The 22979-nt window shown below is 59.8% G+C and carries 22 protein-coding genes and 1 pseudogene; 2 read left to right on the top strand and 21 right to left on the bottom strand.

Going from position 1 to position 22979, the window contains the following annotated elements; all coding sequences use genetic code 11:
- Positions 1-41 precede the first annotated feature (41 nt).
- The 3 genes and pseudogenes from HF679_RS15405 to HF679_RS15395 form a co-directional block, all read right to left on the bottom strand.
- On the bottom strand, positions 42-1313 hold the full coding sequence (locus tag HF679_RS15405) for a DUF445 domain-containing protein (protein WP_123757663.1): 1272 nt from the start codon (positions 1311-1313) through the stop codon (positions 42-44).
- Positions 1314-1318: 5 nt separating this feature from the next.
- Positions 1319-1981 carry a LysE family translocator gene (locus HF679_RS15400; protein WP_123757662.1) on the bottom strand — a complete coding sequence of 221 codons (663 nt, stop codon included), beginning with the start codon at positions 1979-1981 and terminating at the stop codon, positions 1319-1321.
- Between the two features lie 34 nt (positions 1982-2015).
- A pseudogene (locus HF679_RS15395) lies at positions 2016-2844 on the bottom strand (AraC family transcriptional regulator).
- Between the two features lie 227 nt (positions 2845-3071).
- Here HF679_RS15395 and HF679_RS15390 point away from each other — a divergent pair.
- Positions 3072-3995 carry an Rpn family recombination-promoting nuclease/putative transposase gene (locus HF679_RS15390; RefSeq protein WP_187042186.1) on the top strand — a complete coding sequence of 308 codons (924 nt, stop codon included), beginning with the start codon at positions 3072-3074 and terminating at the stop codon, positions 3993-3995.
- A 54-nt stretch (positions 3996-4049) separates the two neighbouring features.
- Here the strand turns inward: HF679_RS15390 and yjiA are convergent, their stop codons facing one another.
- The 14 genes from yjiA to HF679_RS15320 form a co-directional block, all read right to left on the bottom strand.
- Positions 4050-5003, bottom strand: a complete 954-nt coding sequence (gene yjiA / locus HF679_RS15385) for a GTPase (protein ID WP_123757660.1) — start codon at positions 5001-5003, stop codon at positions 4050-4052.
- Between the two features lie 11 nt (positions 5004-5014).
- Positions 5015-5218, bottom strand: coding sequence for a YbdD/YjiX family protein (locus HF679_RS15380; RefSeq protein ID WP_123757659.1), 204 nt, complete (start codon positions 5216-5218; stop codon positions 5015-5017).
- A gap of 124 nt (positions 5219-5342) precedes the next feature.
- A complete protein-coding gene (locus tag HF679_RS15375; RefSeq protein WP_123757658.1) occupies positions 5343-7493 on the bottom strand; it encodes a carbon starvation CstA family protein in 2151 nt (716 codons plus the stop codon).
- 290 nt (positions 7494-7783) lie between these two features.
- A complete protein-coding gene (locus HF679_RS15370; RefSeq protein WP_123757657.1) occupies positions 7784-8296 on the bottom strand; it encodes a 4-hydroxyphenylacetate 3-monooxygenase reductase subunit in 513 nt (170 codons plus the stop codon).
- Positions 8297-8315: 19 nt separating this feature from the next.
- Positions 8316-9878 carry a 4-hydroxyphenylacetate 3-monooxygenase, oxygenase component gene (hpaB, locus tag HF679_RS15365; RefSeq protein WP_123757656.1) on the bottom strand — a complete coding sequence of 521 codons (1563 nt, stop codon included), beginning with the start codon at positions 9876-9878 and terminating at the stop codon, positions 8316-8318.
- Positions 9879-10258: 380 nt separating this feature from the next.
- On the bottom strand, positions 10259-11149 hold the full coding sequence (gene hpaA / locus HF679_RS15360) for a 4-hydroxyphenylacetate catabolism regulatory protein HpaA (protein ID WP_123757655.1): 891 nt from the start codon (positions 11147-11149) through the stop codon (positions 10259-10261).
- Between the two features lie 9 nt (positions 11150-11158).
- A complete protein-coding gene (hpaX, locus tag HF679_RS15355) occupies positions 11159-12511 on the bottom strand; it encodes a 4-hydroxyphenylacetate permease (RefSeq protein WP_123757654.1) in 1353 nt (450 codons plus the stop codon).
- Between the two features lie 21 nt (positions 12512-12532).
- A complete protein-coding gene (gene hpaI, locus HF679_RS15350; protein WP_123757653.1) occupies positions 12533-13330 on the bottom strand; it encodes a 4-hydroxy-2-oxoheptanedioate aldolase in 798 nt (265 codons plus the stop codon).
- A 10-nt stretch (positions 13331-13340) separates the two neighbouring features.
- Complete coding sequence (hpaH, locus tag HF679_RS15345) at positions 13341-14144, bottom strand: 2-oxo-hept-4-ene-1,7-dioate hydratase (protein WP_123757652.1); 804 nt, start codon at positions 14142-14144, stop codon at positions 13341-13343.
- Positions 14145-14223: 79 nt separating this feature from the next.
- On the bottom strand, positions 14224-14604 hold the full coding sequence (locus HF679_RS15340) for a 5-carboxymethyl-2-hydroxymuconate Delta-isomerase (protein WP_123757651.1): 381 nt from the start codon (positions 14602-14604) through the stop codon (positions 14224-14226).
- Positions 14605-14613: 9 nt separating this feature from the next.
- Positions 14614-15471 (bottom strand): 3,4-dihydroxyphenylacetate 2,3-dioxygenase, encoded by an 858-nt coding sequence (gene hpaD, locus HF679_RS15335; protein ID WP_123757650.1) that lies wholly within the window; start codon positions 15469-15471, stop codon positions 14614-14616.
- Positions 15472-15542: 71 nt separating this feature from the next.
- The gene (gene hpaE / locus HF679_RS15330) at positions 15543-17009 is read right to left on the bottom strand and encodes a 5-carboxymethyl-2-hydroxymuconate semialdehyde dehydrogenase (RefSeq protein ID WP_123757649.1); all 1467 of its coding nucleotides are present in this window, start codon (positions 17007-17009) and stop codon (positions 15543-15545) included.
- Positions 17006-17770 (bottom strand): fumarylacetoacetate hydrolase family protein, encoded by a 765-nt coding sequence (locus HF679_RS15325; RefSeq protein WP_123757648.1) that lies wholly within the window; start codon positions 17768-17770, stop codon positions 17006-17008. The genes hpaE and HF679_RS15325 overlap by 4 nt, the downstream gene beginning before the upstream one ends.
- The gene (locus HF679_RS15320; RefSeq protein WP_154144435.1) at positions 17767-18399 is read right to left on the bottom strand and encodes a fumarylacetoacetate hydrolase family protein; all 633 of its coding nucleotides are present in this window, start codon (positions 18397-18399) and stop codon (positions 17767-17769) included. Before HF679_RS15320 ends, HF679_RS15325 begins: the two co-directional genes overlap by 4 nt.
- Before the next feature lie 289 nt (positions 18400-18688).
- Between HF679_RS15320 and hpaR the strand changes: the two genes are divergently transcribed.
- Positions 18689-19135, top strand: coding sequence for a homoprotocatechuate degradation operon regulator HpaR (gene hpaR, locus HF679_RS15315; protein ID WP_123757646.1), 447 nt, complete (start codon positions 18689-18691; stop codon positions 19133-19135).
- Between the two features lies 1 nt (position 19136).
- On the opposite strand, the gene HF679_RS15310 is transcribed toward hpaR, so the two are convergent.
- Genes HF679_RS15310 through HF679_RS15295 form a run of 4 tightly spaced genes read right to left on the bottom strand, consistent with a single transcriptional unit; the run spans position 19137 to position 22693 of the window.
- Positions 19137-20399 (bottom strand): FAD/NAD(P)-binding oxidoreductase, encoded by a 1263-nt coding sequence (locus HF679_RS15310; protein ID WP_187042185.1) that lies wholly within the window; start codon positions 20397-20399, stop codon positions 19137-19139.
- On the bottom strand, positions 20380-20643 hold the full coding sequence (locus tag HF679_RS15305) for a 2Fe-2S iron-sulfur cluster-binding protein (protein ID WP_154144440.1): 264 nt from the start codon (positions 20641-20643) through the stop codon (positions 20380-20382). The genes HF679_RS15310 and HF679_RS15305 overlap by 20 nt, the downstream gene beginning before the upstream one ends.
- On the bottom strand, positions 20640-21749 hold the full coding sequence (locus HF679_RS15300) for an NAD(P)/FAD-dependent oxidoreductase (RefSeq protein ID WP_187042184.1): 1110 nt from the start codon (positions 21747-21749) through the stop codon (positions 20640-20642). Before HF679_RS15300 ends, HF679_RS15305 begins: the two co-directional genes overlap by 4 nt.
- Positions 21746-22693, bottom strand: a complete 948-nt coding sequence (locus HF679_RS15295; RefSeq protein WP_123757642.1) for a 4-hydroxyproline epimerase — start codon at positions 22691-22693, stop codon at positions 21746-21748. Before HF679_RS15295 ends, HF679_RS15300 begins: the two co-directional genes overlap by 4 nt.
- Positions 22694-22979: the final 286 nt, after the last annotated feature.

Here is a 22979-nt window from a genome sequence, read left to right as displayed (position 1 = left end):
GCAGGGCCCTGCCAGCGCGGCGGGGCCACCGTTTTGGTCGCTTAATGCAGGAACAGCGCCGGGATCTGCGAGAGCAACCACAGGACCAGGCCGATGCTGCCGCCGACCAGGGTGCCGTTGATGCGGATATACTGCAGGTCTTTGCCGATATTGAGTTCAATCTGCCGCGACATATCCCGCGCGTCCCAGCTCTTCACCGTATCGCTGATATGACGGGTCAGGAAGGTGGCGAACTCCGGAGCAACCCGATGGGCCGCCTGCTCAAGGTGTTCGTTCAGCGATTCGCGCAGCGCCTCATCATGGATTAACGTCTCGCCGAACCACTGCCCGGCATCGGCAATCCGCTGCTGGATCCGCGAGTCATCACTGCTGACATCGTTTTTAATCCATGCCCGCAGGTCGGCCCATACCTCGCCGAGATAGCGGTTAAAGGTCTCATCATTTTTCAGCCAGGCCTTCATGTTCTCCGCTTTTTCCGCCATCAGCGGATCGGTTTTCAGGTTGTCGATCAGTTTCAACGTCGCCCGATCGAAGGCCTGACGGATCTGATGGCTGCGATCCTGGGTGACCTCGTCGAGTAGCGTATTCACCGCATCGGTGACCATTTCAGCGCTGTGCTCGCCCAACCATTCGGTGGGCAGGATTTTGGCCTTCAGCGGGTGTTCGGTCTCCAGCCAGCGGACGATCCCGCGGGCCACAAAGGCGCGCGAGCTGTCGCGCTGTAACAGGGCGATAAGCTGGGAAATCAGCGAGTCCAGCAGCTTCTGATGGCGGTTATTGCGAGTTAATCCCTCCAGCATCATGGCGCTGGTCTGCGTCAGGTCGACCTTATCGATGGCCTTATGCACCGCCCGGCGCAGCAGGCGCTGAATGCGGGCGTCGTCGGTCAGTTCCAGAAAACCGCTCATCACCTGTAGCAGGTGATGGCCCACCCGCCGGGCGTTTGCCGGCTGGCTGAACCAGTTGCCGAGCATCAGGGCCGGCTCATAGCGGCGGATCAGCGCCACCAGCGATGGGGTATCGAGAAACTTCTCCTGCACGAAATAGCCGAGGTTATCGGCGATCCGGTCTTTGTTGCGGGGAATGATCGCCGTATGCCGGGAGATAAACGGCAGCGGAATCGGGCGAAACAGCGCCACCACCGCAAACCAGTCGGCCAGCGCTCCGACCATCGCCGCTTCGGAGACAGCCTTCAGCGCGCTGACCCACGGCGTCGGTGGCAGCAGCAGCGTGGTGATAAAAATGGCGACCGCAATCAGCAGTAGCGACAGCGCCAGCAGTTTGGCGCGTTTCAGTTCAGCGAGTTTTTCCATAGGCTTTAAGCATATAACCTGACGGCGGACTCGTGCAAAAACTGCCACACAATCCACAGGCCAAAACCTGTCAGGACCGCGCCCGCCGTCCGCTCGACGCGCCAGATCACGCCGGATAAGCGATGCTGGACTGGCCCCAGCGCCATCAGCGAGACCAGCAACAGATCCCATATCAGCACCACGCTGACCATCCAGATGCCGCAGCTTGTCTGCTGGAGCAAGGTGACATCGGGACCGAGCAGCGAGGTCATTAATGCCAGATAAAACAGGACGTTCTTGGGATTGAGCAGCGATGAACCCAGCCCCAGCAGCAGCTGTTTACCCGGCGAGGGACGGCAAGCGCGCGCGGCCTGCCACTCCAGAGTGGCCGGGGCGCTTTTCAGCAACTGGCGGCCAATCCACAGCAGGTAGGCCGCGCCCAGCAGTTCAACCACCGTAAACAGCAGCGGAGCCTGACGCAGTACGCCCCAGCCGATAATCGCCAGCACAATGTACAGCCCGTTGCCGACGGCGATGCCAAGGCACAGGCCGACGCTGCCGCGCAGGCGATAGCGCAGGGCGTAACCCATCAGCAAAAAGAAATCGGGTCCTGGGCTGAGCAGGGCAACGAAGTGGGAGAGCGCCAGCGCCGGAAAGGCGGGCGGGAAAAGCGACGTTAACATATCCATAGCGACCTCTGAACAAATCAGTGGTCAGCCTACGTCAGAGAAAACATGACTTATTGTTTGATATTGATCGGTCTTGCGGCGTACTGACGCGGGGTGGCGGCGGTATAGCTGACAAAGGTTTTATGGAAGTGGCTCTGGTCGGCAAAACCGGCCTGATAGCCGACGTCGGCGATTTCATCCCCGGCGCGCAGCCGCGCTTTGGCAAATTCGATGCGCGTCATGTTCATATAACTGGCGGGGGTCAGGCCGGTATCCTGCTTGAAGGTGCGGATCAGCGTCTCTTTACGCAGGGCGAACTCGTGGGCCAGGGCATCGAGTGAAGGCGGAGCCTGCGGGTCAGTCGCCAGGCGATGAAAAAGCTGCGAGCTGGTGTCGCGCAGCGGCGGCACGTCGGTGGGGGACAGCGGCAGCGAGCGAAGCAATTGCGCCACCAGCGCGGGCAGCTCTGCCGTTTGCTGCTGCGTCATCAGGGTCACTATCTGCTGATAGCGCTCGAAAAGCTGAGGGTCCCGGATCACCGGTTGCGGCGCATGCAGTTGCGTCTTGCGCGGGAGAGGCGGCAGCTGCTGCAGGCACCACGTCACGTCGAGATACAGCATATGGTAGCTGCGTGGCCGACCGTCGCACGGGTTACAGCTGTGCGGAGCGTCGGCCGGGATAACGATCAGATCGCCCGGCTGCAGCAGATACGTTTGCCCGTCGCACTGGCAGCAGGTTTCCCCGGCGATAATGGCCCCCAGCGACAGCTGCGGATGGCGATGGCGTTTATAGGCCTGACGGCTATGCCGGGTGCTGCGCAGCTCCAGCCAGGGCAGTGTCTCGTCGCGCCAGAAGGTCTGCGCAATATCACGGGTGTGGCTCACGGCACGCTCCTGTGCTGAGGGGATGGCTCGTTTATAGCACGCCTGCCCGGGGCTGTCTTCGGTCTGTTTTGGTGAATTTCTGCGAGCAGGCTGCAGAAAATATGTTGTGATTACCGTCGGGGAAAAAGCGTTTCCGGCCCGGCTCGCAAACCCTGAAACGGTGAGGTGTCTTAAGGTTTGCTGGCAAGTAGAGTCGTGGTCATTATCCGTCGCACGGGCAGGCCACAATGAAAAAAAACGCAACGTCGACGCCGCATGATGCGGTTTTTAAGCGATTTTTGCGGCATCAGGATACGGCTCGCGATTTTCTCGAGATCCATCTGCCTGCTTCGCTACGCCAACGTTGCGACCTGGAGACGCTGCAGCTTGAATCCGCGAGCTTTATTGAAGAGGACCTGCGCGCCTGTTACGCCGATGTGCTGTGGTCGCTAAAAACGACCGCTGGCGATGGTTATATTTATGTCGTTATAGAGCACCAAAGTTCGCCGGACGCGCATATGGCGTTCCGGCTGATGCGTTATGCCATTGCCGCTATGCAGCGCCATCTCGATGCCGGGCATCAGCGCCTGCCGCTGGTGATACCGATGCTGTTCTATCACGGTATCGCGACCCCATATCCTCACTCGTTATGCTGGCTCGATGACTTCAGCCATCCGGCTGAGGCCCATGAACTTTATGCCACGGCTTTTCCGCTGGTGGATATTACGGTGATCCCAGATGACGAGATCGCCCGGCACCGCCGCGTCGCGCTGCTGGAGTTCATGCAAAAGCATATCCGCCGGCGCGATCTGTCGGGGTTAACCGAGCAGCTTATTTTCATTTTGGTTAAGGAATATACTAATGACAGCCAGTTGAAAACGCTGTTTAATTACCTGGTGTATTCCGGCGATACTCGCCGTTTTGGCCAGTTTATTCAGGAAATTGCCCGACGGGTACCGCAACACAAGGAGGAGCTGATGACGATTGCGGAAAGACTTCGTGAAGCAGGACGCCGAAAAGGAAAGCAGGAAGGGCGGCTTGAAGGGCGGCTCGAAGGCCAGCGTGCGGAAGCGGTGCGTATTGCCCGCACCCTGCTGGCGGAAGGACTTGCGCTGGAGAGGGTTCTGCGAATTACCGGCCTGCCCAAAGAGGAGATTACCGGATCGCGATGACCGGGCGATATTCGCCCGGAAGCCACGATAGCTGCCGCAGGTTGTGAGCGGTTATCAACGCAAGCCGGCAAACGCCGCGCGGATCTCTTCTTCCGGCAGATTAATGCCGATAAACACCAGCGTACTGTGTGGCGTTTCGTCACCCCAGGGGCGGTCCCAGTCGGCGCTGTACAGGCGCTGGACGCCCTGGAAAAGCAGGCGGTTCGGCTCGCCATCAACCCACAGCATCCCTTTATAGCGCATCAGCTGTTCGGCGAAAGAGAGCAGCAGGTTTTCCATTACCCTGGAGACTGCGCTGATATCGACCGGGTAATCCAGCTCGACCACGATAGAGGCGACGTCGTTCTGTTTATCAGCCATAAAGTGGAAGCGCGGTTTATTGTTGACCACGTTCTCTTCCAGCATAAAGCCGCTAGTATTAAACAGCAGGCTCAGATCGATATCACCGTGGGTGACGGTATATATCGGCGCCCGGGCGTTGATGCGCGTCAGCCGTTCACGTAAGGCGTCGCTGTTGCCTGCGACGTCGGTTTTGGTCAGCAGAATACGGTCGGCATAGCCCACCTGCGACTGGGCAATGGTGAACTGGCTCATCTGCTGATCCGCATGGACCGCATCCACCAGCGCAATCACGCCGTCCAGCAGATAGCGCTCGCACAGTATCTCATGGGAGAAAAAGGTCTGAATAATCGGGCCGGGGTCGGCCATGCCGGTGCACTCAATCACCAGCCGGTCAAAATCAATCTCGCCGCGATCGCGGCTGTCGAGCAGGTCGAGCAGCGCATCTTCCAGCTCGTTCGAGCGGGTGCAGCAGATGCAGCCGTTAGTCAGGGTTTTGATCTGGGTGGCGCGGTCGCCAATCAGCTGATCGTCTACCGCGACTTCACCAAATTCGTTTTCAATGACGGCAATCTTAAACCCGTGCTGTGCATTGAGAATATGGCGCAGCAGGGTGGTTTTTCCCGCGCCAAGAAAGCCGGTCAACAGGGTCACTGCAATCGGTGCCATTTTGCCTCCATTTAACAGCAGCGCACGCCACCTTTGCCGTCACCGCCGTAGCGGGCCTGCTGGCGTTCGCGAAAGAATTCATCGTAGGTCATGTACGGCTTATCCGGATGGGTGGCTTTCATGTGTTCGACATAATTATCGTAGTCCGGAATGCCAATCAGCATCTTCGCCGCCTGACCGAGGTATTTTTTTGCCTGACCCAAGTTACCAAACATAGTGCCATCCAGATATACCCTTTTGTCTTTCGGGCGGCATCTGCGTTACCGCCTTGATACCGCCCGAAATCCATTGGATATAAAGATAAAACCCGGTGCAATCAGCTGCACCGGGCATGAGGGGTTAGTGATGCGAAGAGGTCTTCACGCCACCTTCCGGTACCGGTACGTACGGCGTCTCTTTATCGGTGCGCACTTTGTTGTTACGCACGTTGATCCAGGTTTTGATGCCGTAGAAGATGATGCTGTAAACCACCACCAGGAACAGAATGCTTAACCCGGCGTTGGTGTAGTTGTTCACTACGATATGGTTCATGTTGGCAATCTGCTGCGCGCTCAGTTCACCGCCGGCGGCAATCTTCTCTTTGTACTGCTGAGCCATAAAAAAGAAGCCTTCCATCTGCGGGTTGGTGCTGAACAGTTTCAGACCCAGCGCCCAGGTGGTGCACAGCAGCAGCCATGCGGCTGGGATCACGGTGACCCAGATGTATTTAGTACGCTGCATTTTGACCAGCACCACGGTACCCAGCACCAGCGCCACGGCTGCCAGCATCTGGTTCGAGATACCAAACAGCGGCCACAGGCTCTTGACGCCGCCGAGCGGGTCGACAACGCCCTGATACAGCAGATAACCCCACAGGCCTACGCAACCAGCGGTGCCGACAATCCCGGCCACCAGCGAGTCGGTTTTCTTGAGGAACGGCACGAAGTTACCCAGCAGATCCTGGAGCATAAAGCGACCGGCACGGGTACCGGCATCCAGTGCGGTGAGGATAAACAGCGCTTCAAACAGAATACCGAAGTGGTACCAGAAGCCCATATCCGCCATCGGGATGATTTTGTGGAACACGTGGGCGATACCGACGGCCAGCGTTGGTGCGCCACCTGCGCGGTTCAGTACCGACGGTTCGCCGATATCTTTCGCCGTTTGCAGGATCTGCTCAGGGGTGATGACGAAGCCCCAGGAGCTGACGGTTGCCGCCGCATGCACGGTGACTTCTTTCAGTTGCGCAGCAATCATTGCCGCATTTTCGCCACCCATTTCGTGCAGGTTCGGCATCACAATGCCCAGACCGGCCGGCGGGGTGTTCATCGCAAAGTAGAGGCCCGGTTCAATGATAGAGGCTGCGACCAGCGCCATCACCGCCACAAAGGACTCCATCAACATGGCACCGTAGCCGATAAAGCGGGCGTCGGTTTCATTCGCCAGCAGCTTCGGCGTAGTGCCGGATGCGATCAGCGCGTGGAAGCCAGAGACCGCACCACAGGCGATGGTGATAAACAGGAACGGGAACAGCGCGCCTTTCCACAGCGGACCGGTACCATCGATGTACTGAGTCACTGCCGGCATTTTCAGGTCCGGGTTGAGGATAACGATCCCCAGCGCCAGGCCGACGATAACGCCGATTTTCAGGAAGGTCGCGAGGTAGTCACGCGGTGCCAGAATCAGCCATACCGGCAGCAGCGCGGAGATAAACGCATAGCCAATCAGGGTGAAGGTGATGGTGGTGTCTTTAAAGGTCAGCGCCGGGCCCCAGTACGGGTCGTGGGCAATCACACCGCCGAAATAGATAGAGGCCACCAGCAGCACGATACCAATCACCGACACTTCGCCCACGCGACCGGGGCGCAGGAAGCGCATGTAGATCCCCATAAACAGCGCGATCGGCACGGTTGAGCAGACGGTAAAGACGCCCCACGGGCTCTCTGCCAGCGCTTTTACTACGATCAGCGCCAGTACCGCGAGGATGATGATCATAATCAGGAAGCAGCCAAACAGGGCGATAGAACCCGGAATCGGCCCCATCTCTTCTTTGATCATTTCCCCGAGGGATGACCCGTTACGGCGCGAGGAGATAAACAGCACCATAAAGTCCTGCACTGCCCCCGCCAGCACCACGCCCGCCAGCAGCCACAGGGTGCCGGGCAGGTAGCCCATTTGCGCGGCCAGCACCGGGCCGACCAGCGGACCTGCCCCGGCAATAGCGGCAAAGTGGTGGCCGAACAGCACGTAGCGGTTGGTAGGAACGTAGTTCAGCCCATCGTTGTTGATGACCGCCGGCGTCGCGCGCGTGGGGTCAAGCTTCATCACCTTCTGGGCGATGTACAGGCTGTAGTAGCGATAGGCCACCAGATAGACGGAAACCGACGCCACGACAATCCACAGGGCACTGACGTGCTCACCGCGGCGCAGGGCGACGACCGAGAGGCAAAATGCCCCGATGATTCCAAGAATCACCCAGGGTATATGTTTAAAGAGTTTTTTTGTGTCCATAGTAGACCCGGTTTTTTGATTAATAACTGGCCGAAACCGTTTAAGGTTGAGTAATGTTTGCGGAGGTATTGATTGCTCTGTCAGAGGGCATTCTGCCAGAACGCTGGCCGCGTAAAGTTGGGTAAGTTTGTGAGTGGTTATATGGGGGGCTGAGCGGTCACTTGGCAGGATAAGCGGTTGGGCAGGAAATGAGCAGAACGGCAATATGTGATTGAGATCACATGTATTCTTGCGGTTCTTCCCTCCCCGCGGAGGGGAGGGAAATGTGAATCAGAGAGAAAGCGAGCGAATCAGACCGCCACTTCCATCTCCATCATCACCGGATGGAAACGGCGCTTGAAGTAAATCAGCCCGTGGCCTTCCTGACTCAGGACGATGTTTTTGATCTCAACCAGATAGACCAGGTGGCTACCGATGGTCTGTACCTGGCTTATTTCACCTTCAAGGTTGGCCAGCGATCCTTTCAGGAGCGGTTGTCCCAGCGCCCCTTTTTGCCAGCAGGAGAGGCTGAAGCGCTCTTCCATGGCCATGCCGGTCATCCCGGCGAAGTGGCGGGCCATCACTTCCTGCTCATGGTTCAGCACGTTAATACACAGTTTGCCGTTCCCCTGGAACACCGGGTTCATGGCGCTGTTGGCGTTGATGCAGACCATAACCGACGGCGGCGTATCGGTCACCGAGCACACCGCCGTCGCGGTGATACCGCAGCGGCCGGCTTCGCCTTCGGTGGTAATGACGTTGACCGCAGCCGACAGGCTGGACATAGCATCGCGAAAACGCAGGCGTTGTTCATCTAATTGCATTGTGACCTCCTGCTGCGAATTACTTCAGCAGCTTATCCAACATATTGATATCAGAGTTGTTGTGCAGGTGCGGCACCGTCCAGCCGTGCTGGTCGTACTCGGACAGACAACGGTCGACCATGGCCATCATTTTGTCCATATTGCCGGAGCTTTGTGCCTGACGCAGGCACTGCAGGCGGATCTCGTCCTGGCTCCCGGAGTAGTTGATTTCATACAGTTCGTGACGGCCGCCGAATTCGCTGCCGATGGCGTCCCACATCAGTTTGAGGATCTTGATACGTTCGACGTGATCCATACCGTTAGAGCCGCGGACATATTTTGCCAGGTACTGGTCGATCTGCGGGTTATTCAGATCGCGGGCGCTGGAAGGCAGGTAGATCAGGCCGCTGGTGACGTTACGCTCGATGATATTTTTGATCTTGGCGTAGGCCATCGGCGCCATCACGCGGTAGGTTTGCAGCGCCGCATGATCCGGCAGCCAGGCACCGTTCACCCATGGGGTGGCTTCTGAACACATCGAGTCGCTCAGCGCCCAGAACATATTGCGCCACGCGACGACTTCCCCGAGGTCGGCCTGCACGCCGCGGAATTCCATGGTGCCGGTACATTCCAGAGAGCGCTTGAGCAGGGCGGTGATAAAGTCGAGTTTGACCGCCAGACGCACGCAGGCCTGCAGCGGATACATACGGGCAAAGCCCCCTTCCATGGTCCAGCGACGGCAGCGATCGAAGTCGCGATAGATCAGCACGTTTTCCCACGGGATCAGCACTTTATCCATCACCAGGATCGCGTCGTTTTCGTCAAAACGGCTGGAGAGCGGATAGTCGTATGGCGATCCGGTGGCGCCGGCGACCATCTCGTAAGAGGCGCGGGAGATGAGCTTCACGCCTTCGGCATCCATCGGGGCGACGAACATCAGGGCGAAGTCCGGATTCTCACCCATCACCTGAGCAGAGCCAAACCCGATCATGTTGTAGTGGGTCAGCGCCGAGTTGGTGGCCACCACTTTTGCGCCGCTGACGATGATCCCGGCGTCGGTCTCTTTTTCCAGCTTGATGTAGACGTCTTTCACTTCGTCGGCGGGTTTATGGCGGTCGATCGGCGGGTTGACGATCGCGTGGTTAAAGTACAGGCCGGTTTCCTGAATGCGGGTGTACCAGTTGCGGGCGTTCTGCTCGAACTGGCCGTAAAACGCCGGGTTAGCGCCGAGAGCACAGCCGAAGGCGGCTTTGTAATCCGGGGTGCGGCCCATCCAGCCGTAGCTCAGGCGGGACCATTCGGCGATGGCGTCGCGCTGCTGGCGCAGGTCGTCGGCGCTTTTTGCCACGCGGAAGAATTTATGGGTATAGCCGCCGCTACCGGTATCGGTGTTCCAGCACAGCGAATCCTGCAGCTCCGGTTTGTGCAGGGCGTCGTACAACTGTCCGACGGAGGCAGCGGCGTTGCGGAATGCCGGATGCGTGGTGACATCCTTGACGCGCTCGCCGTAGATATAAATTTCGCGGCCGTCCTGCAGGCTCTTCAGGTACTCTTCACCGGTTAACGGGCGTTTAGCGTCTGCGCGGAAATCTTCAGGTTTCATAGGGGCCTCTTCAGTATTTATCGGAATCTCCCGTCCTGCGTCGGACGCCGTAGAGTGGCGGTAGCCGAACGCTTTCAGGGGATAAAATGTTAAATTTATGTATTGTTTTTGTTGTTCAATTGAAGCGGTTAAACGCGGTTTCGTGAAGAGACTTTTGGGTCAACGGCAGGTACTTTTCAGGCTGGGTTTGGTTCTGTGATCCAGGCGATGTTTTCAGCCTGGAGGCCCCTGTTTTCCCCGGTGGCGCTGCGCTGACCGGGCTACGGACTGGTACTGGTAGGTAGCCCGGATCAGGCCGCAGGCCGCCATCCGGGACATTTCCCCCGGAGTTGGCATCGGTGGTAGCCCGGACAGGTGCGCAGCACCGCCTCCGGGGGGTCTTAAGATACCGGGACTTTTTGCGTTCTGTACGCGCTCGGTGAGCAGCCCACCAGGCGGTTAAAAAAGCGGGCGAAATAGGCCGGGTCTTTAAAGCCGAGCTGCCAGGCAATCTCGTTGACCGCGCTATCGGAAAACAGCAGCAGCCGTTTAGCTTCGCGCAGCTGACGGTCGAAGATCAGCCGCTTTGGCGGCCGGTTGGCAAAGCGGCGGCAGATATCGGTCAGCCTTGATTCGGTGACATGCAGCTCATTGGCATAGTCCGGCACCGTCCAGTGCTGGTGGTAGTGGCTGTCGATCATCTGGTTAAAACGCTGAAACAGCTTCAGTTCGCCGCGCATCCCGCTGGCGGCATGATCGTCGAGCCGGGCGTTGCGCAGCAGTAGCGTGAACACCGCCTGCGCCAGCAGCGCCAGAGTATGTTCACGCCCGGCCAGCTGTGACGTCGACTCGCGTTTAATCAGCTGCCAGTAGTGCGCCAGCGCCGTCAGCTCATCGGGTTTATCGGCCAGCGACAGGCACATACCCGGTAGGCCGAAGGCTTCCCGGGTGCCGGGGTAGAGCACTTCCAGCAGCGGCCAGATCAGATCCTCATGCACCGTCAACACATGCCCGTCGCTGTCGGACTCGGTGATAAACGCGTGCGGCACCGACGGCGGCGTCAGGACAAACAGCGGCGCCTGCACCGAGTAGCGGTGATCGTCGAGCTGCAGCTCAATCTGCCCGGTATCGAGAAAATGCATCTGAAAGTACCGATCGTGCCGATGCGCCTGCATATCGCGGCCAAAAAAGGCCGCCATACGGGCAAACGACTGGTAGTGCACGTCTTCGGTCCCCAGACTCTCATCGTAATCTTTGTTGATATCGATATTCGCGATGGAGGGCTGGCACATACGTACTCCTTAATGGCTTTTCTGTGCGGCAAGTCCGGCCGCCGCCGCGGCATCATCCCGCTGGCTCATTGGGATCCTGGTCAGCACCAGCGCACCGACGATCAGCAGTCCGGCGACAAACCACAGCCCGGAGCTAAAGCTGCCGGTGGTGTCGCGCAGGATGCCGATCAACAGCGGACTGACGGCGGATCCAATGTTGCCGATGGCGTTGATCACCGCCAGCGCCACCGCCCGGGATTGCAGGCTAATCACCCGATCCGGCGTGGTCCAGAAAATCGCCATCGCGGTAAAGGAGCCGACGGACGCCATGATGATGCCGATGAGCTGAACCAGGCTGTGGTTGGTGGCAGAGGCCAGCAGCCAGCCGGCAGCGGCGAACAGATAGGGCAGGATGGTGTGCATCTTGCGCTCTTTACGCCGGTCGGATCGCCGGCTCCACCACAGCATCCCGAAGATGGTACAGAACTGGGGGATCGCCGCCAGCAGGCCGATCACAATGTTGCTGCTACCGGTGTTGAAGCTTTGCAGGATCTGCGGGGTCCAGATATTAATCGCGCTCAGGGTATTGGTCAGGCAGAAGTAGGCGAGGGTGTACATCAGCACCGCCGGCGTCAGCACTTCGCGCAGCGTCGAGCGGCCCGAGGTCGGCAGCACGGTGGCGCTTTCCCGCTCGCGCTCAATCATGGTTTTCAGCGCCTGCTTCTCCTCCTGATCCAGCCAGCTGGCCTGATCCGGGGTATCGTTCAGGTAGAACCAGGTGACGACGCCAAGCACCACTGACGGTAGCCCTTCCAGCAGGAACAGCCACTGCCAGCCCTTCAGGTTCCACAGGCCGTCGAGCGCCAGAATATAGCCCGAGAGGATTGATCCGAGCATCATGGTCACCGGCATCGCTATCATAAACAGGGCGTTAGCGCGGGCGCGGTGATAGGCCGGGAACCACCAGGTCAGATAGACGAGGATCCCCGGCAGGAAACCGGCCTCGGCAATGCCCACCAGCATCCGCAGAAGATAAAGCGTATGCGGGTTGGTGGCGAACATCGTACAGGTTGAGGCAATCCCCCACACCACCATGATCCCGGCGATCCAGCGGCGAGCGCCGACCTTCGCCAGCATCATATTGCTGGGGATCCCACACATCACGTAGGTGACGTAAAACAGCGTGGCGGCAAGGCCGAACATGGTGGAGGTCAGACCGAGGTCTTTGCCCATCGTCAGGCCGGCGAAGCCGATGTTGATACGGTCGAGAAACGAGAAGACAAAGAGCACAAACAGGAACGTAATGAGACGACGGAACAGCTTCTTTATCACCCGTTGTTCGGGGGCGTTATTCTCACTATTTTGCAGGGTTGAGGTTGTCATAATGCGCTCCACATTATCCGTTTAATAGACGGATTTATTGTTATCGGTTGTGGTGGTTGCTGCGTCGATAAAGCGTGCCGCCAGCGCTTCTGCACCGCGGGCCAGCAGGGTGGTATCTACGCCAACGGCGACAAACAGCGCGCCGAGTTCGAGATAGCGTTTTGCCAGTTGCTCGTTTGCCATCAGAATGCCCGGGGCTTTGCCTGCCTGGCGAATCTGGACGATGGCGCTTTCAATGGCCGCCTGTACTTCCGGGTGCTGCGGGTTGCCGCCGAATCCCATATCGGCACTGAGATCCGCCGGGCCGATAAACACCCCGTCGACCCCTTCCACGTCGAGGATCTGCGGTAGATTTTTTAACGCCTCGCGGGTCTCAATCTGCACCAGCACGCACATGGCATCGTTGGCCTGCTGGAGATAGTTCGGGACACGGTTCCAGCGGGAAGCCCGCGCCAGGGCGCTGCCCACGCCGCGAATACCGGCTGGTGGATAGCGGGTGGCTTTCACCGCCAGCCGCGCTTCGTCAGCGTTTTGTACCATCGGCACCAGCAGGGTTTGCGCGCCAACATCCAGCAGCTGTTTGATTTGCACCGGGTCGTTCCACGACGGGCGCACCACCGGCTGGCTGGGGTAAGGCGCGATGGCCTGGAGCTGGGTCAGTACGGTCTGAACGTTGTTTGGCGCGTGTTCGCCGTCGATCAGCAGCCAGTCGAATCCGGCCCCGGCCAGCAGCTCGGCGCTGTAGCTGCTGCACAGCCCCAGCCACAATCCGATTTGCGGGCGCCCGGCCTGGAGCGCTTCTTTAAAGGTGTTGTTCATCTCTTTCCCCTTACACAAAGCGGCAGCTAATCGCGCCCATGTTGCCGTAATCGACGTGGAAGGTGTCGCCCTTGCGCGCCGGTACCGGACGGGTAAACGAGCCGCCGAGGATAATCTGCCCGGCTTCCAGCTGAACGTCGTGGGCTGCCAGCTTATTCGCCAGCCAGGCGACGCCATTGGCCGGGTGATTCAGCACGCCTGCGGCAACGCCGGTCTCTTCGATGACTCCGTTGCGATACATCAGCGCGGAGATCCAGCGCAGATCCAGCTCATCGGGTTTAATCGGCCGACCGCCAAGGATCACCCCGGCGTTGGCGGCGTTATCGGAGATGGTGTCGAACACTTTGCGTGGGCGCTGGGTTTCAGGATCGATGTTGTGGCAGCGGGCGTCGATCAGCTCCAGCGCCGGGATCACATAATCGGTGGCGTTATAGACGTCGAACAGCGTGCAGTTCGGCCCGCGCAGCGGTTTCGCCAGCACGAAAGCCAGTTCAACTTCAATGCGCGGCACGATAAAGCGGTCGGTAGGAATATCGCTGCCGTCGTGGAAGAACATATCGTCGAGCAGCGCGCCGTAGTCCGGTTCGCTGATTTGCGAACTGGCCTGCATCGCTTTGGAGGTCAGGCCGATCTTATGGCCCTTGAGCACCCGGCCTTCGGCGATCTTCATCTCGACCCACTCGCGCTGGACGGCGTAAGCGTCCTCAATGGTGATCGATGGGTAATCCAGGGAGATCGCGCGGATCTGTTCACGCTGTTTTTCGGCCTGATTCAGCCGTTGGGCGATCAGCGTGCGGGTCTGTTTATCGAGCATAGTGGCTTCCTGTAGCATTACCGGAAAATGGGCATCATCGGGTAGCCCGGCGAATCGCCGCCGGGACCGGCTTCGGGCGCTATTTAAAGAGCGCGTGCACGTTGTTCTGTTTGTAGTTCAGCGTCGGGTGCAGCTCTTCAATCTCGAAGGAGAGCGCCAGATAGCGGCTTTCCATCAGGGCGGCGAAGTGGGCTTTGATCAGCCCAAACAGCATTTCGCCTACTTCCTGTCGGCTCTCCAGGCTGCGCCCGCTGCCGATTTTCAAGGTCATGTGCACAAAGGCGTAATCGTGCTTTCCGTCGGCCATCTGCCAGGTATCCAGCCAGTGGGCGCGGCTGCGGATCCCGCCAATCGGGAAGATGCCGGTGGCGGCCAGCGCCTGGTTCACCTGGGCGAACAGGCCGGGTAAATCGGCTTGTTCGCGGATGTTGTCGCTACATTCGGCGATAAAGTGCGGCATAAAGGCTCCTTACGCCTGGGCCGGAAGCGGGAACACGGCGTTGACCTGGCCGGTGCCGGAGCTGGCGAACAGGTCGGTAATAAACTCCACCTTGCCGTCGTATTTATCCCAGCCGAGCACCCCAAGCAGCATCACCGTGTCGTGCATATTGCCTTCGCCGTAGCAGTAGTCGGCGTACTCCGGCAGCATGGTGCAGAACTCTTTGAACTTGCCTTCACGCCACAGCTTCACCACCCGTTCATCCATCTGATGGTCAAATTCGCGGGTGTAGCTGTTCATCCCTTCTTCGGCGCGCTGGTCGTCGATAAAGCGGTGCGACAGCGAGCCACTGGCGAATACCGCAACGGTCCCGTCGTACTGTTCGATGGCCTTGACGATGGCTTCGCCCAGCTTGCGGCTGTCGGCAAAATCGTGAACGGTGCAGAACGCGGAGATCGACACCACTTTGAAATGTTTATCGCTGTTCATGTAGCGCATCGGCACCAGGGTGCCGTACTCCAGCTTCAGGCTGGGGATGTTGTGCGCTTTGGCGCGCACGCCCAGCTTGACCGCTTCGTCAGCAATCAGCTGACCCAGCTCCGGGTTACCGTCGTAGTCATAGGTCATGTCGCGGATAAAGTGCGGCAGTTCGTTGCTGGTGTAGACGCCTTTAAAATGGTCGGCGCAGTTAATGTGGTAGGCGCTGTTAACCAGCCAGTGGGTATCGAAAACGATAATGGTATCGACGCCCATTTCGCGGCAGCGCTTGCCAATTTCTTTATGACCGTCGATGGCCGCCTGACGGCAACCATGGTTTTTCCCCGGCAGTTCTGAGAGGTACATCGACGGCACGTGAGTGATTTTGGCAGCTAAGGCTAATGTTCCCATGCGGTGTTCTCCTTACATAACCTGAATAGTTTGAGCCGCAGTCAACGTTGACGCGGCTCGACGGATGACGGTTACACGCCCCATTTCGGGATCGGATGGTCACCCATGGAAATGCAGACGTTCTTCATTTCGGCGAACACCTCAAAGCTGTACTCGCCGCCTTCACGACCGGTACCGGAGGCTTTCACGCCGCCAAACGGCTGGCGCAGATCGCGGACGTTCTGGGTGTTGACGAACACCATGCCGGCTTCGATACCCCGCGCCAGGCGCAGAACCTTGCTGATGTCCTGAGTCCAGATGTAGGAGGCCAGGCCGTACTCAATGTCGTTTGCCAGGCGCAGTCCTTCCGCTTCGTCTTTGAACGGCAGCAGACAGGCTACCGGGCCAAAAATCTCTTCCTGCGCGACGCGCATCCGGTTATCGACATCCGCCAGCACCGTCGGGCGCAGGAAGTTGCCGTTTTTCAGATGGGCAGGCAGGTCGGACGGTTTGTCCGGGCCGCCGGCCAGCAGAGTGGCGCCTTCTTCGATCCCCAGACGGATGTAGCCGGAGACTTTCTCCCAGTGCTGCTGGCTGATCAGCGCCCCGACCTGGGTCGTCGGATCGGTCGGATCGCCGACCCGCAGGCGGTTAGCGCGTTCCGCAAAGCGTTTAACGAACTCCGGGTAGATGCTCTGCTGAATGAAAATGCGCGAGCCGGCGGTGCAGCGCTCACCGTTGATCGAGAAGATGGTGAACAGCGCGGCATCCAGCGCGCGCTCGATATCGGCATCTTCAAAAATCAGCACCGGTGATTTGCCGCCCAGCTCCATCGAATACTTTTTCAGCCCGGCGTTTTTCATGATGTTGCGCCCGGTGGCGGTGCCGCCGGTAAACGACACGGCACGGATGTCATGGTGACGGACCAGCGCATCGCCAGCGCTGGCGCCGTAGCCCTGCACCACGTTAAGCACGCCGGCCGGAATACCTGCCTCCAGCGCCAGCTCGCCCAGACGATCGGCGGTCAGCGGCGACAGTTCGGACATCTTCAGCACGGCGGTATTGCCCAGCGCCAGGCACGGGGCAACCTTCCAGGTGGCGGTCATAAACGGCACGTTCCACGGCGACACCAGCGCACACACGCCAACCGGCTGCACGAGGGTGTAGTTGAGCATCTTGTCGTCAACCGGGTAGGTCTTGCCGTTCATCTGCTGGCACACTTCGGCGAAAAACTCGAAGTTGTGCGACGCGCGCGGGATCAACACGTTTTTGGTTTGATGGATCGGCAGGCCGGTGTCGGCGGTTTCCATGGCCGCGATCTCCGGGACGTCGCGATCGATCAGATCCCCCAGACGACGCATCAGACGCGCGCGCTCTTTCATCGGCAGATTAGCCCATTTCGGGAACGCTTCTTTGGCGGCGGCCACGGCCTGATTTACTTCGGCTTCACCGCCGGAGGCGACTTCCGCCAGCACTTCGCCGGTCGCCGGGTTGGTGGTATGGAAATACTCGGTGCCCGCGACATTTTTGCCGTTAATCCAATGGTTTATTTTTTTCATGACAGCTTCTCCTCATACGCCTGCTGGCTGATGATGCGGTTGACCAGACGGCCGACGCCTTCGACTTCGACGATCACCTCGTCACCCGGCACCACATCGGACAGCCCTTTCGGCGTGCCGGTGGCGATCATGTCGCCGGGTTGCAGGGTCATAAATTCGCTCAGGTACGCGATCAGGAACGGGACGCTGAAGATCAGATCCGCCGTGGTGCCCTGCTGGCGCAGTTCGCCGTTGACCCAGGTGCGCAGGGTCAGGTTATGCGGATCCGGGATCGTCTCTTTCGCCACGATCCACGGCCCGATAGGGGTTAAGGTATCGCGGCTTTTCACCCGCAGGTTCGGACGATAGTAGTTTTCCAGGTAATCGCGGATGGCGTAGTCGTTGCAGACGGTATAGCCGGCGACGTAGTCCATGGCGTCAGCCTCGCTGACGTGGCGCGCGGTTTTACCCATCACCACCACCAGTTCGGCTTCGTAATGCATGTACTCGACGTTGTCCGGGCGCACCGATTCTTGCTGATGACCGATAAAGGTGTTCGGCGCTTTGATAAAGACCAGCGGCTCTTCCGGCGGCGTAAACTCCAGCTCGCTGGCGTGATCGGCATAGTTCAGACCCAGCGCGAACAGGGTGCCGTCAGCGGGAGGCAGCCAACGGAATTCGCCTGCCTGCAGCAGGGTGCCATCGCTGAGGCGCACCTGCTCACGTTCATCAACCTGGACGTCGTAGCGCTGGCCTTGCCATTCAATACGTGCCTGTTTCATGCCAGCTCTCCTTCTGCGACCACCGGGTTTTCCAGCGTTGGAAATCCTGCGGCGAGGATCCGGACGCGGTCGCCTGGCTGCAGCGTCACGCGGGTATGTGGGGTGCCGATCAGAATGGCATCGCCGGGGTTCAGGGTGGCGAACTCGCTCAACGCGCTTAACAGTTCGGCGGCGTTACGCTGTAGATCGCCGGTGTTCCAGCTGTCCGCTTCGCGGCCGTTGATTTCGGTGACGATGGTCAGATTGTCCACGTTGTGTACCGGGGCCAGAGCGCCGATCGGGCAGAAACCATCGCGACATTTCGCTTTGATCGCCGGGCGGTAGAAGCTCTCTTCCGGCAGGCTGACGTCATTGGCCAGGGCATAGCCGGCGATAAACGCCGCGGCTTCAGAAACGGGAACCTGGCGCGCGGTTTTGCCGACAATCAGCGCCACGGTGGCGCCGCTCTGCACGGTTTCGCCCTGTGGATGTGGGATCGCCTCGCCGCTACCAATCACGGTATTACGAGGTTTGATAAACCAGACCGCGGTCTTCGGCGGCGTTTTGTAAGGGGCCTGTTGGAACGCATCGCGCCAGGCGTCGAGCTGGCTACGATGGTTGAGCGCAACGGCGAAGATAGTACCTTTCATTCACCACTCCTCTGGTACGGATGTCGGATGCTAAGTGTCATTCATTAATATGTTAATGATCAACTTTTATTCCTTGTGAGAAGGTTTGGCAAACAGAAGTGAATGTTTTGTGATCTGATTAACAATAAATTTACACTTGAAAATTTTATTTGTTTATAATCATATTGTTATAAAATTTAACGCCGAAGGCTGGTACTTTTCAGGTGCAGAAACCGGTTGCGTCATGGCAGGATAGGCGCTAATTATTAACTTATTAATAGAATTGAGTGTGTGACCGTGGGGATATGTAATGCATGATTCGTTAACCATTGCGCTGTTGCAGGCGCGGGAAGCCGCGATGGGCCATTTCCGGCCGATCGTCAAACGCCATAATCTCACCGAACAACAGTGGCGTATTGTGCGTATCCTCGCGGAAAACCCGTCGATGGACTTTCACGATCTGGCGTTTCGCGCCTGTATATTGCGCCCGAGCCTGACCGGTATTTTGACCCGCATGGAGCGTGACGGCCTGGTGCTGCGCCTCAAGCCGGTTAACGATCAGCGCAAGCTGTACGTGTCGCTGACGCCGGCGGGCAACAAGCTGTACGAAAGCGCGCAGGCGCAGGTAGAAGAGGCTTACCGCCAGATTGAAGCCCAGTTCACCCGGGAAAAAATGCAGCAACTGACCGGGTTACTGGAGGAGTTTATTGCGCTCGGCGGCGGTCAGCAGGCCGGGCGCGGTGACGAAGAGGAGTAGGTCAGCGTTCGGTGCGGTGTCCGGCTAACGCAATCAGCGTTTCGGCTCGGGCGGGAGAGAGCGGCTCTCGCGGCTGCGGTAACGGCCAGCCGTACAGCCAGCGGGCGGAGGCCGCGCAGGTTCTGCCCTGACAGGCGCCCATGCCGCAGCGGCGGCTCAGCTTGGCCTGCTGCCAGCTTTCGGCATCGGCCACTTCGCCGCAGCGGACATCCTCGCAGCGGCACAGCAGGCTATCCGCGGTGGCGGCGCTTTTCAGGCTGTCCGGCAGGGCAAAAGTGCGGTTTACCGCGTCGGCAAAGCGCTGCCAGCGTGCGCGGCGGGCAAAGCCTGCCTGGGCTTGCTCACCGGCATCGGCGCAGGCATAGCCGGCAATTTCACCTTCGATCAACGCCAGTTCGCTGCCGCCAAAGCCGGTGCATTCGCCGGCGGCATAGATCGCCGCGACGCTGGTCTGCTGCCAGCAATTGACCTCAACGGCGTCGTCGGCAACCGCACAGCCGAAGAGCAGCGCGGTTTCAATATTAGGCACCAGGCCATAGCCGATCGCCAGCCGTTGGCAGGGGATCGTCCGCTCAATTCCCCAGTGGCGCAGCGTCACCGCTTCCAGCTGCGTCTCTCCGTGAGCGCGGATCACCTGGCCGCCGCTGAGATAGCGCCGCGGGGCGAGCGTCGCCAGCTGGCTGAGTTTTTCCGGCCAGCGCCACAGGCCCGCGCCAAAACGCACCAACGCGCTGAGCTCAGCCTGCTCGACGATCTGCTGCACCTCGCCGCCGCTGTTGGTCACCGTGTTGGCCACCGCCAGCAGCAGCGGGCCGCTGCCGGCGATCACCACCTTCTGGCCCTGGACTGTCAGGCCATGTTTGATTTGCGCCTGCAGTCCGCCGGCGCCGGTGACGCCGGGTAAGGTCCAGCCGGGGAACGGCAGCGAGAGCTCCCGCGCCCCGCAGCAGAGGATCAGTTTTTGCCACTCAACAATCCCGCTGGTCTCTGCGGTTTCAAACAGCACGCTGCAGGCTGACGGACGGGCGATGAGTCGGGCGCCGTTCAGCATGGTGATGTTGGGCGCGGCGGCAACGGCCGCACGGTAGCGATGCGCCAGGGCGGGAAGGGCGACCTGCGGGCCATCGCGCCAGATTTGCCCGCCGGGGAGCGGGTTATCGTCGAGGATCACCACCTGTTTATCGCAGGAGGCGGCTGCCAGCGCGGCGGCCAGGCCTGACGGTCCGCCGCCGAGAATTAATATGTCACAACGCAGCGTGTGCATGGGGACTCCTTTCAATGGTCATTTCCGGCTGGCACAGCGTCTGGCAGGCCAGCATCCGCCGCCCGTTGACGGTCACCCGGCACTCCTGGCAAATGCCCATGCCGCAAAAAGGGGCGCGGGACTGACCGCCGACGGCCACCCGGGTGGTGGGATCTGCAGTTAACGCCAGCGCCGCCGCGACGCTGATGCCTGGCGGCACTTCATAGCGCTCGCCTTCAATCACCACCGGGATAGTTTCACTCATGCGATAGCCTCTTTCTTCAGCAGGCGCTCCGGCAGCCAGGCGTCCGGGGCGAGCGGGCAGCGTTCGCCCAACAGCTGGGCGGCGAGCAGCTCTGCGCTGGCAGGCGCGGTAGTGACGCCAAGCCCTTCATGACCCAGCGCCAGCCACACTCCGCGGCGCGTCGGGTGCGGGCCAATCAGGGGATTGCCATCCTGGGAGGCGGCGCGAAAGCCGCTCCAGCAGCGGATAATATTGAGCTCGCCCAGCGCCGGCAGGAAGTGCCTGGCGCGGTTGAGCATCTGCGCCAGCAACGGTAAATCGAGCTGGCGTTCTGTGGTATCAAACTGTCGCGACGAGCCGATCAGCAGCTGGCCGGTGGGCCGCGGCTGAACGTTGAACGCCACCGAGGTGCCGCCGCCGTGGGCGCTGGCGCCGTAGCCCAGTTCGACCAGTTGGTGGTGGAGCAACGGGCCATAGCGGTCGGTGATCGCCAGCTGGCCTTTCTTGGGCCGCAGCAAGTTTTCCGCCAGCAGCGCGTTGGCGTTAAGCCCGCAGGCGACCACGATCGCCGCGGCCCGCAGCCGTTTTCCGCTGCTCAGCACCACCGTCGGTTCGTCGAGCTCTGTGGCGCCTTCTGTCAGGCAGGTCAGGTTGTCTCCGGCGTCGGCAATAAACCAGCGGGCGACTTCGGGGGCATACACGATGCCGTCGCCGGGAACCCACAGCCCGCCGTGCAATCCTGCTCGCAGCTGCGGTTCGCGCTGCATCAGCTGTGCGGGCGTCTGCATTTCGCTGGCGGCCTGGTATTCCGCCATGCGCCGCTGTTTTTCCCGGGCAATCTCCAGCTCCTGCGCTGTTTCCGCCAGCCATAAAGTACCGCAGCCGCGCCAGGCGCAGCGCTCGGGCATTCGCGGAGTCAGGGTGCGCCAGCGCGCCAGCGACCAGGCGGAGAGCGCCAGTTCGGCGGGATCGTCGTCCATACACACCAGATGTCCCATGCCGGCCGCGGTGGCTCCAGGCTGGCGATCGTCAAGCAGGATCACGCTCTGCCCGCGTTTCGCCAGCTGCCAGGCGCAGGCGGCGCCGACGATCCCGGCGCCGATCACGATGACATCGCAGTGGTTCACGGCACGATCCCCCAGCAGAAGGGATCGTCCGGGTTGAGGATCAAGCGCGTATCGCCACACACCCAGGCTGCACCGCGGATCGTGGGAATAATCTCGCCGTCGCGACGGGCATAGTGGGCGCTAAACTGGCTGCCGATAATACTGGCCTGATGCCAGCGTTCACCGGGCTGGAGCTTGCCGTCCTCTGCCAGGCAGGCCAGCTTGGCGCTGGTTCCGGTGCCGCAGGGCGAGCGATCCCAGGCTTTCCCCGGACAGAGCACAAAGCTGCGGCTATCGGCCTCGGCGTCGTCGGCAAACAGTTCGATATGGTCGATCTCGCCGCCGTCATCGCCGCGGATCCCGGCGGCCTCCAGCCCTTCACGTACCGCCCACGCATAATCGGTGAGGGCCGGGATCTGTGCCGGTTCGAGGGTAAAAGGGTGATCGTTGATGAGGAAAAACCAGTTGCCGCCCCAGGCGATATCGCCGGTGACGGTCCCCACCGCGGTGCTGAGGCTGATCTGTTTTTTCCAGCGCCGGGCCGGGACGTTTTCCACCGATACGCTGCCATCTTCATGCAACGTGGCGCTGACGTTGCCTACCGGCGTTTCAATCAGATGCGTGCCGGGCTGGATCCGCCCAAGCCACGCCAGCGAGGCGATAAGCCCGATGGTGCCATGCCCGCACATGTTCAGGAAACCGGCGTTGTTGAAGAAAATCACGCCTGCCGTTGCCTCGGGAGAGACGGGTTTACACAGCAGCGCGCCGACCAGCACATCGTTGCCGCGCGGCTCAAGGATAACGGCCTGACGCCAGTGGTCGAAGTCGCGGGCAAAGCGTTCGCGGCGCTGGGCCATGCTGCCGTCGCCGAGGTCCGGAAAGCCGTCGACAATCAGCCGGGTCGGCTCGCCGCCGGTATGAGAATCGATGGCCCTGAGTTCAATAGCGTGGCGTGGCACAGTCATGATGCGCTCCGAAAGTTAACAGTATGTTTCATCATGCTGGCGCAACATTCCGTCTCCTGCTTGAGCGCTTTCATCAAAGAAAATGACGAAATTAGCATAATCACCGTGCTTGCTTACTCGTGGTAATTATAATTATTTATTATTAATCATTCACTTAATGCTGTGGTAAACCGAAAGTCGTCAGAACGCCAGCGACGTATTAAGGGGAAAGCAGAATCCGCAGTCAGGATCGCAAAACGCGGTGTTGCTGCTTGATGTGTTACTGGTATGTGAATAAATATCCTCC

This window comes from Enterobacter sp. JUb54 (assembly GCF_014298075.1).
GTDB lineage: Bacteria > Pseudomonadota > Gammaproteobacteria > Enterobacterales > Enterobacteriaceae > Klebsiella > Klebsiella lignicola.
The sequence above is the reverse complement of the archived record's forward strand: the minus strand, read 5'-3'. Positions and strand labels throughout refer to the sequence as shown.

Excerpts from the sequence above, each read along its gene's own strand:
- HF679_RS15405 (WP_123757663.1), bottom strand. The coding sequence starts at position 1,313 with ATGGAAAAACTCGCTGAACTGAAACGCGCCAAACTGCTGGCGCTGTCG.
- HF679_RS15400 (WP_123757662.1), bottom strand. The coding sequence starts at position 1,981 with ATGGATATGTTAACGTCGCTTTTCCCGCCCGCCTTTCCGGCGCTGGCG.
- HF679_RS15390 (WP_187042186.1), top strand. The coding sequence starts at position 3,072 with ATGAAAAAAAACGCAACGTCGACGCCGCATGATGCGGTTTTTAAGCGA.
- yjiA (WP_123757660.1), bottom strand. The coding sequence starts at position 5,003 with ATGGCACCGATTGCAGTGACCCTGTTGACCGGCTTTCTTGGCGCGGGA.
- HF679_RS15380 (WP_123757659.1), bottom strand. The coding sequence starts at position 5,218 with ATGTTTGGTAACTTGGGTCAGGCAAAAAAATACCTCGGTCAGGCGGCG.
- HF679_RS15375 (WP_123757658.1), bottom strand. The coding sequence starts at position 7,493 with ATGGACACAAAAAAACTCTTTAAACATATACCCTGGGTGATTCTTGGA.
- HF679_RS15370 (WP_123757657.1), bottom strand. The coding sequence starts at position 8,296 with ATGCAATTAGATGAACAACGCCTGCGTTTTCGCGATGCTATGTCCAGC.
- hpaB (WP_123757656.1), bottom strand. The coding sequence starts at position 9,878 with ATGAAACCTGAAGATTTCCGCGCAGACGCTAAACGCCCGTTAACCGGT.
- hpaA (WP_123757655.1), bottom strand. The coding sequence starts at position 11,149 with ATGTGCCAGCCCTCCATCGCGAATATCGATATCAACAAAGATTACGAT.
- hpaX (WP_123757654.1), bottom strand. The coding sequence starts at position 12,511 with ATGACAACCTCAACCCTGCAAAATAGTGAGAATAACGCCCCCGAACAA.
- hpaI (WP_123757653.1), bottom strand. The coding sequence starts at position 13,330 with ATGAACAACACCTTTAAAGAAGCGCTCCAGGCCGGGCGCCCGCAAATC.
- hpaH (WP_123757652.1), bottom strand. The coding sequence starts at position 14,144 with ATGCTCGATAAACAGACCCGCACGCTGATCGCCCAACGGCTGAATCAG.
- HF679_RS15340 (WP_123757651.1), bottom strand. The coding sequence starts at position 14,604 with ATGCCGCACTTTATCGCCGAATGTAGCGACAACATCCGCGAACAAGCC.
- hpaD (WP_123757650.1), bottom strand. The coding sequence starts at position 15,471 with ATGGGAACATTAGCCTTAGCTGCCAAAATCACTCACGTGCCGTCGATG.
- hpaE (WP_123757649.1), bottom strand. The coding sequence starts at position 17,009 with ATGAAAAAAATAAACCATTGGATTAACGGCAAAAATGTCGCGGGCACC.
- HF679_RS15325 (WP_123757648.1), bottom strand. The coding sequence starts at position 17,770 with ATGAAACAGGCACGTATTGAATGGCAAGGCCAGCGCTACGACGTCCAG.
- HF679_RS15320 (WP_154144435.1), bottom strand. The coding sequence starts at position 18,399 with ATGAAAGGTACTATCTTCGCCGTTGCGCTCAACCATCGTAGCCAGCTC.
- hpaR (WP_123757646.1), top strand. The coding sequence starts at position 18,689 with ATGCATGATTCGTTAACCATTGCGCTGTTGCAGGCGCGGGAAGCCGCG.
- HF679_RS15310 (WP_187042185.1), bottom strand. The coding sequence starts at position 20,399 with ATGCACACGCTGCGTTGTGACATATTAATTCTCGGCGGCGGACCGTCA.
- HF679_RS15305 (WP_154144440.1), bottom strand. The coding sequence starts at position 20,643 with ATGAGTGAAACTATCCCGGTGGTGATTGAAGGCGAGCGCTATGAAGTG.
- HF679_RS15295 (WP_123757642.1), bottom strand. The coding sequence starts at position 22,693 with ATGACTGTGCCACGCCACGCTATTGAACTCAGGGCCATCGATTCTCAT.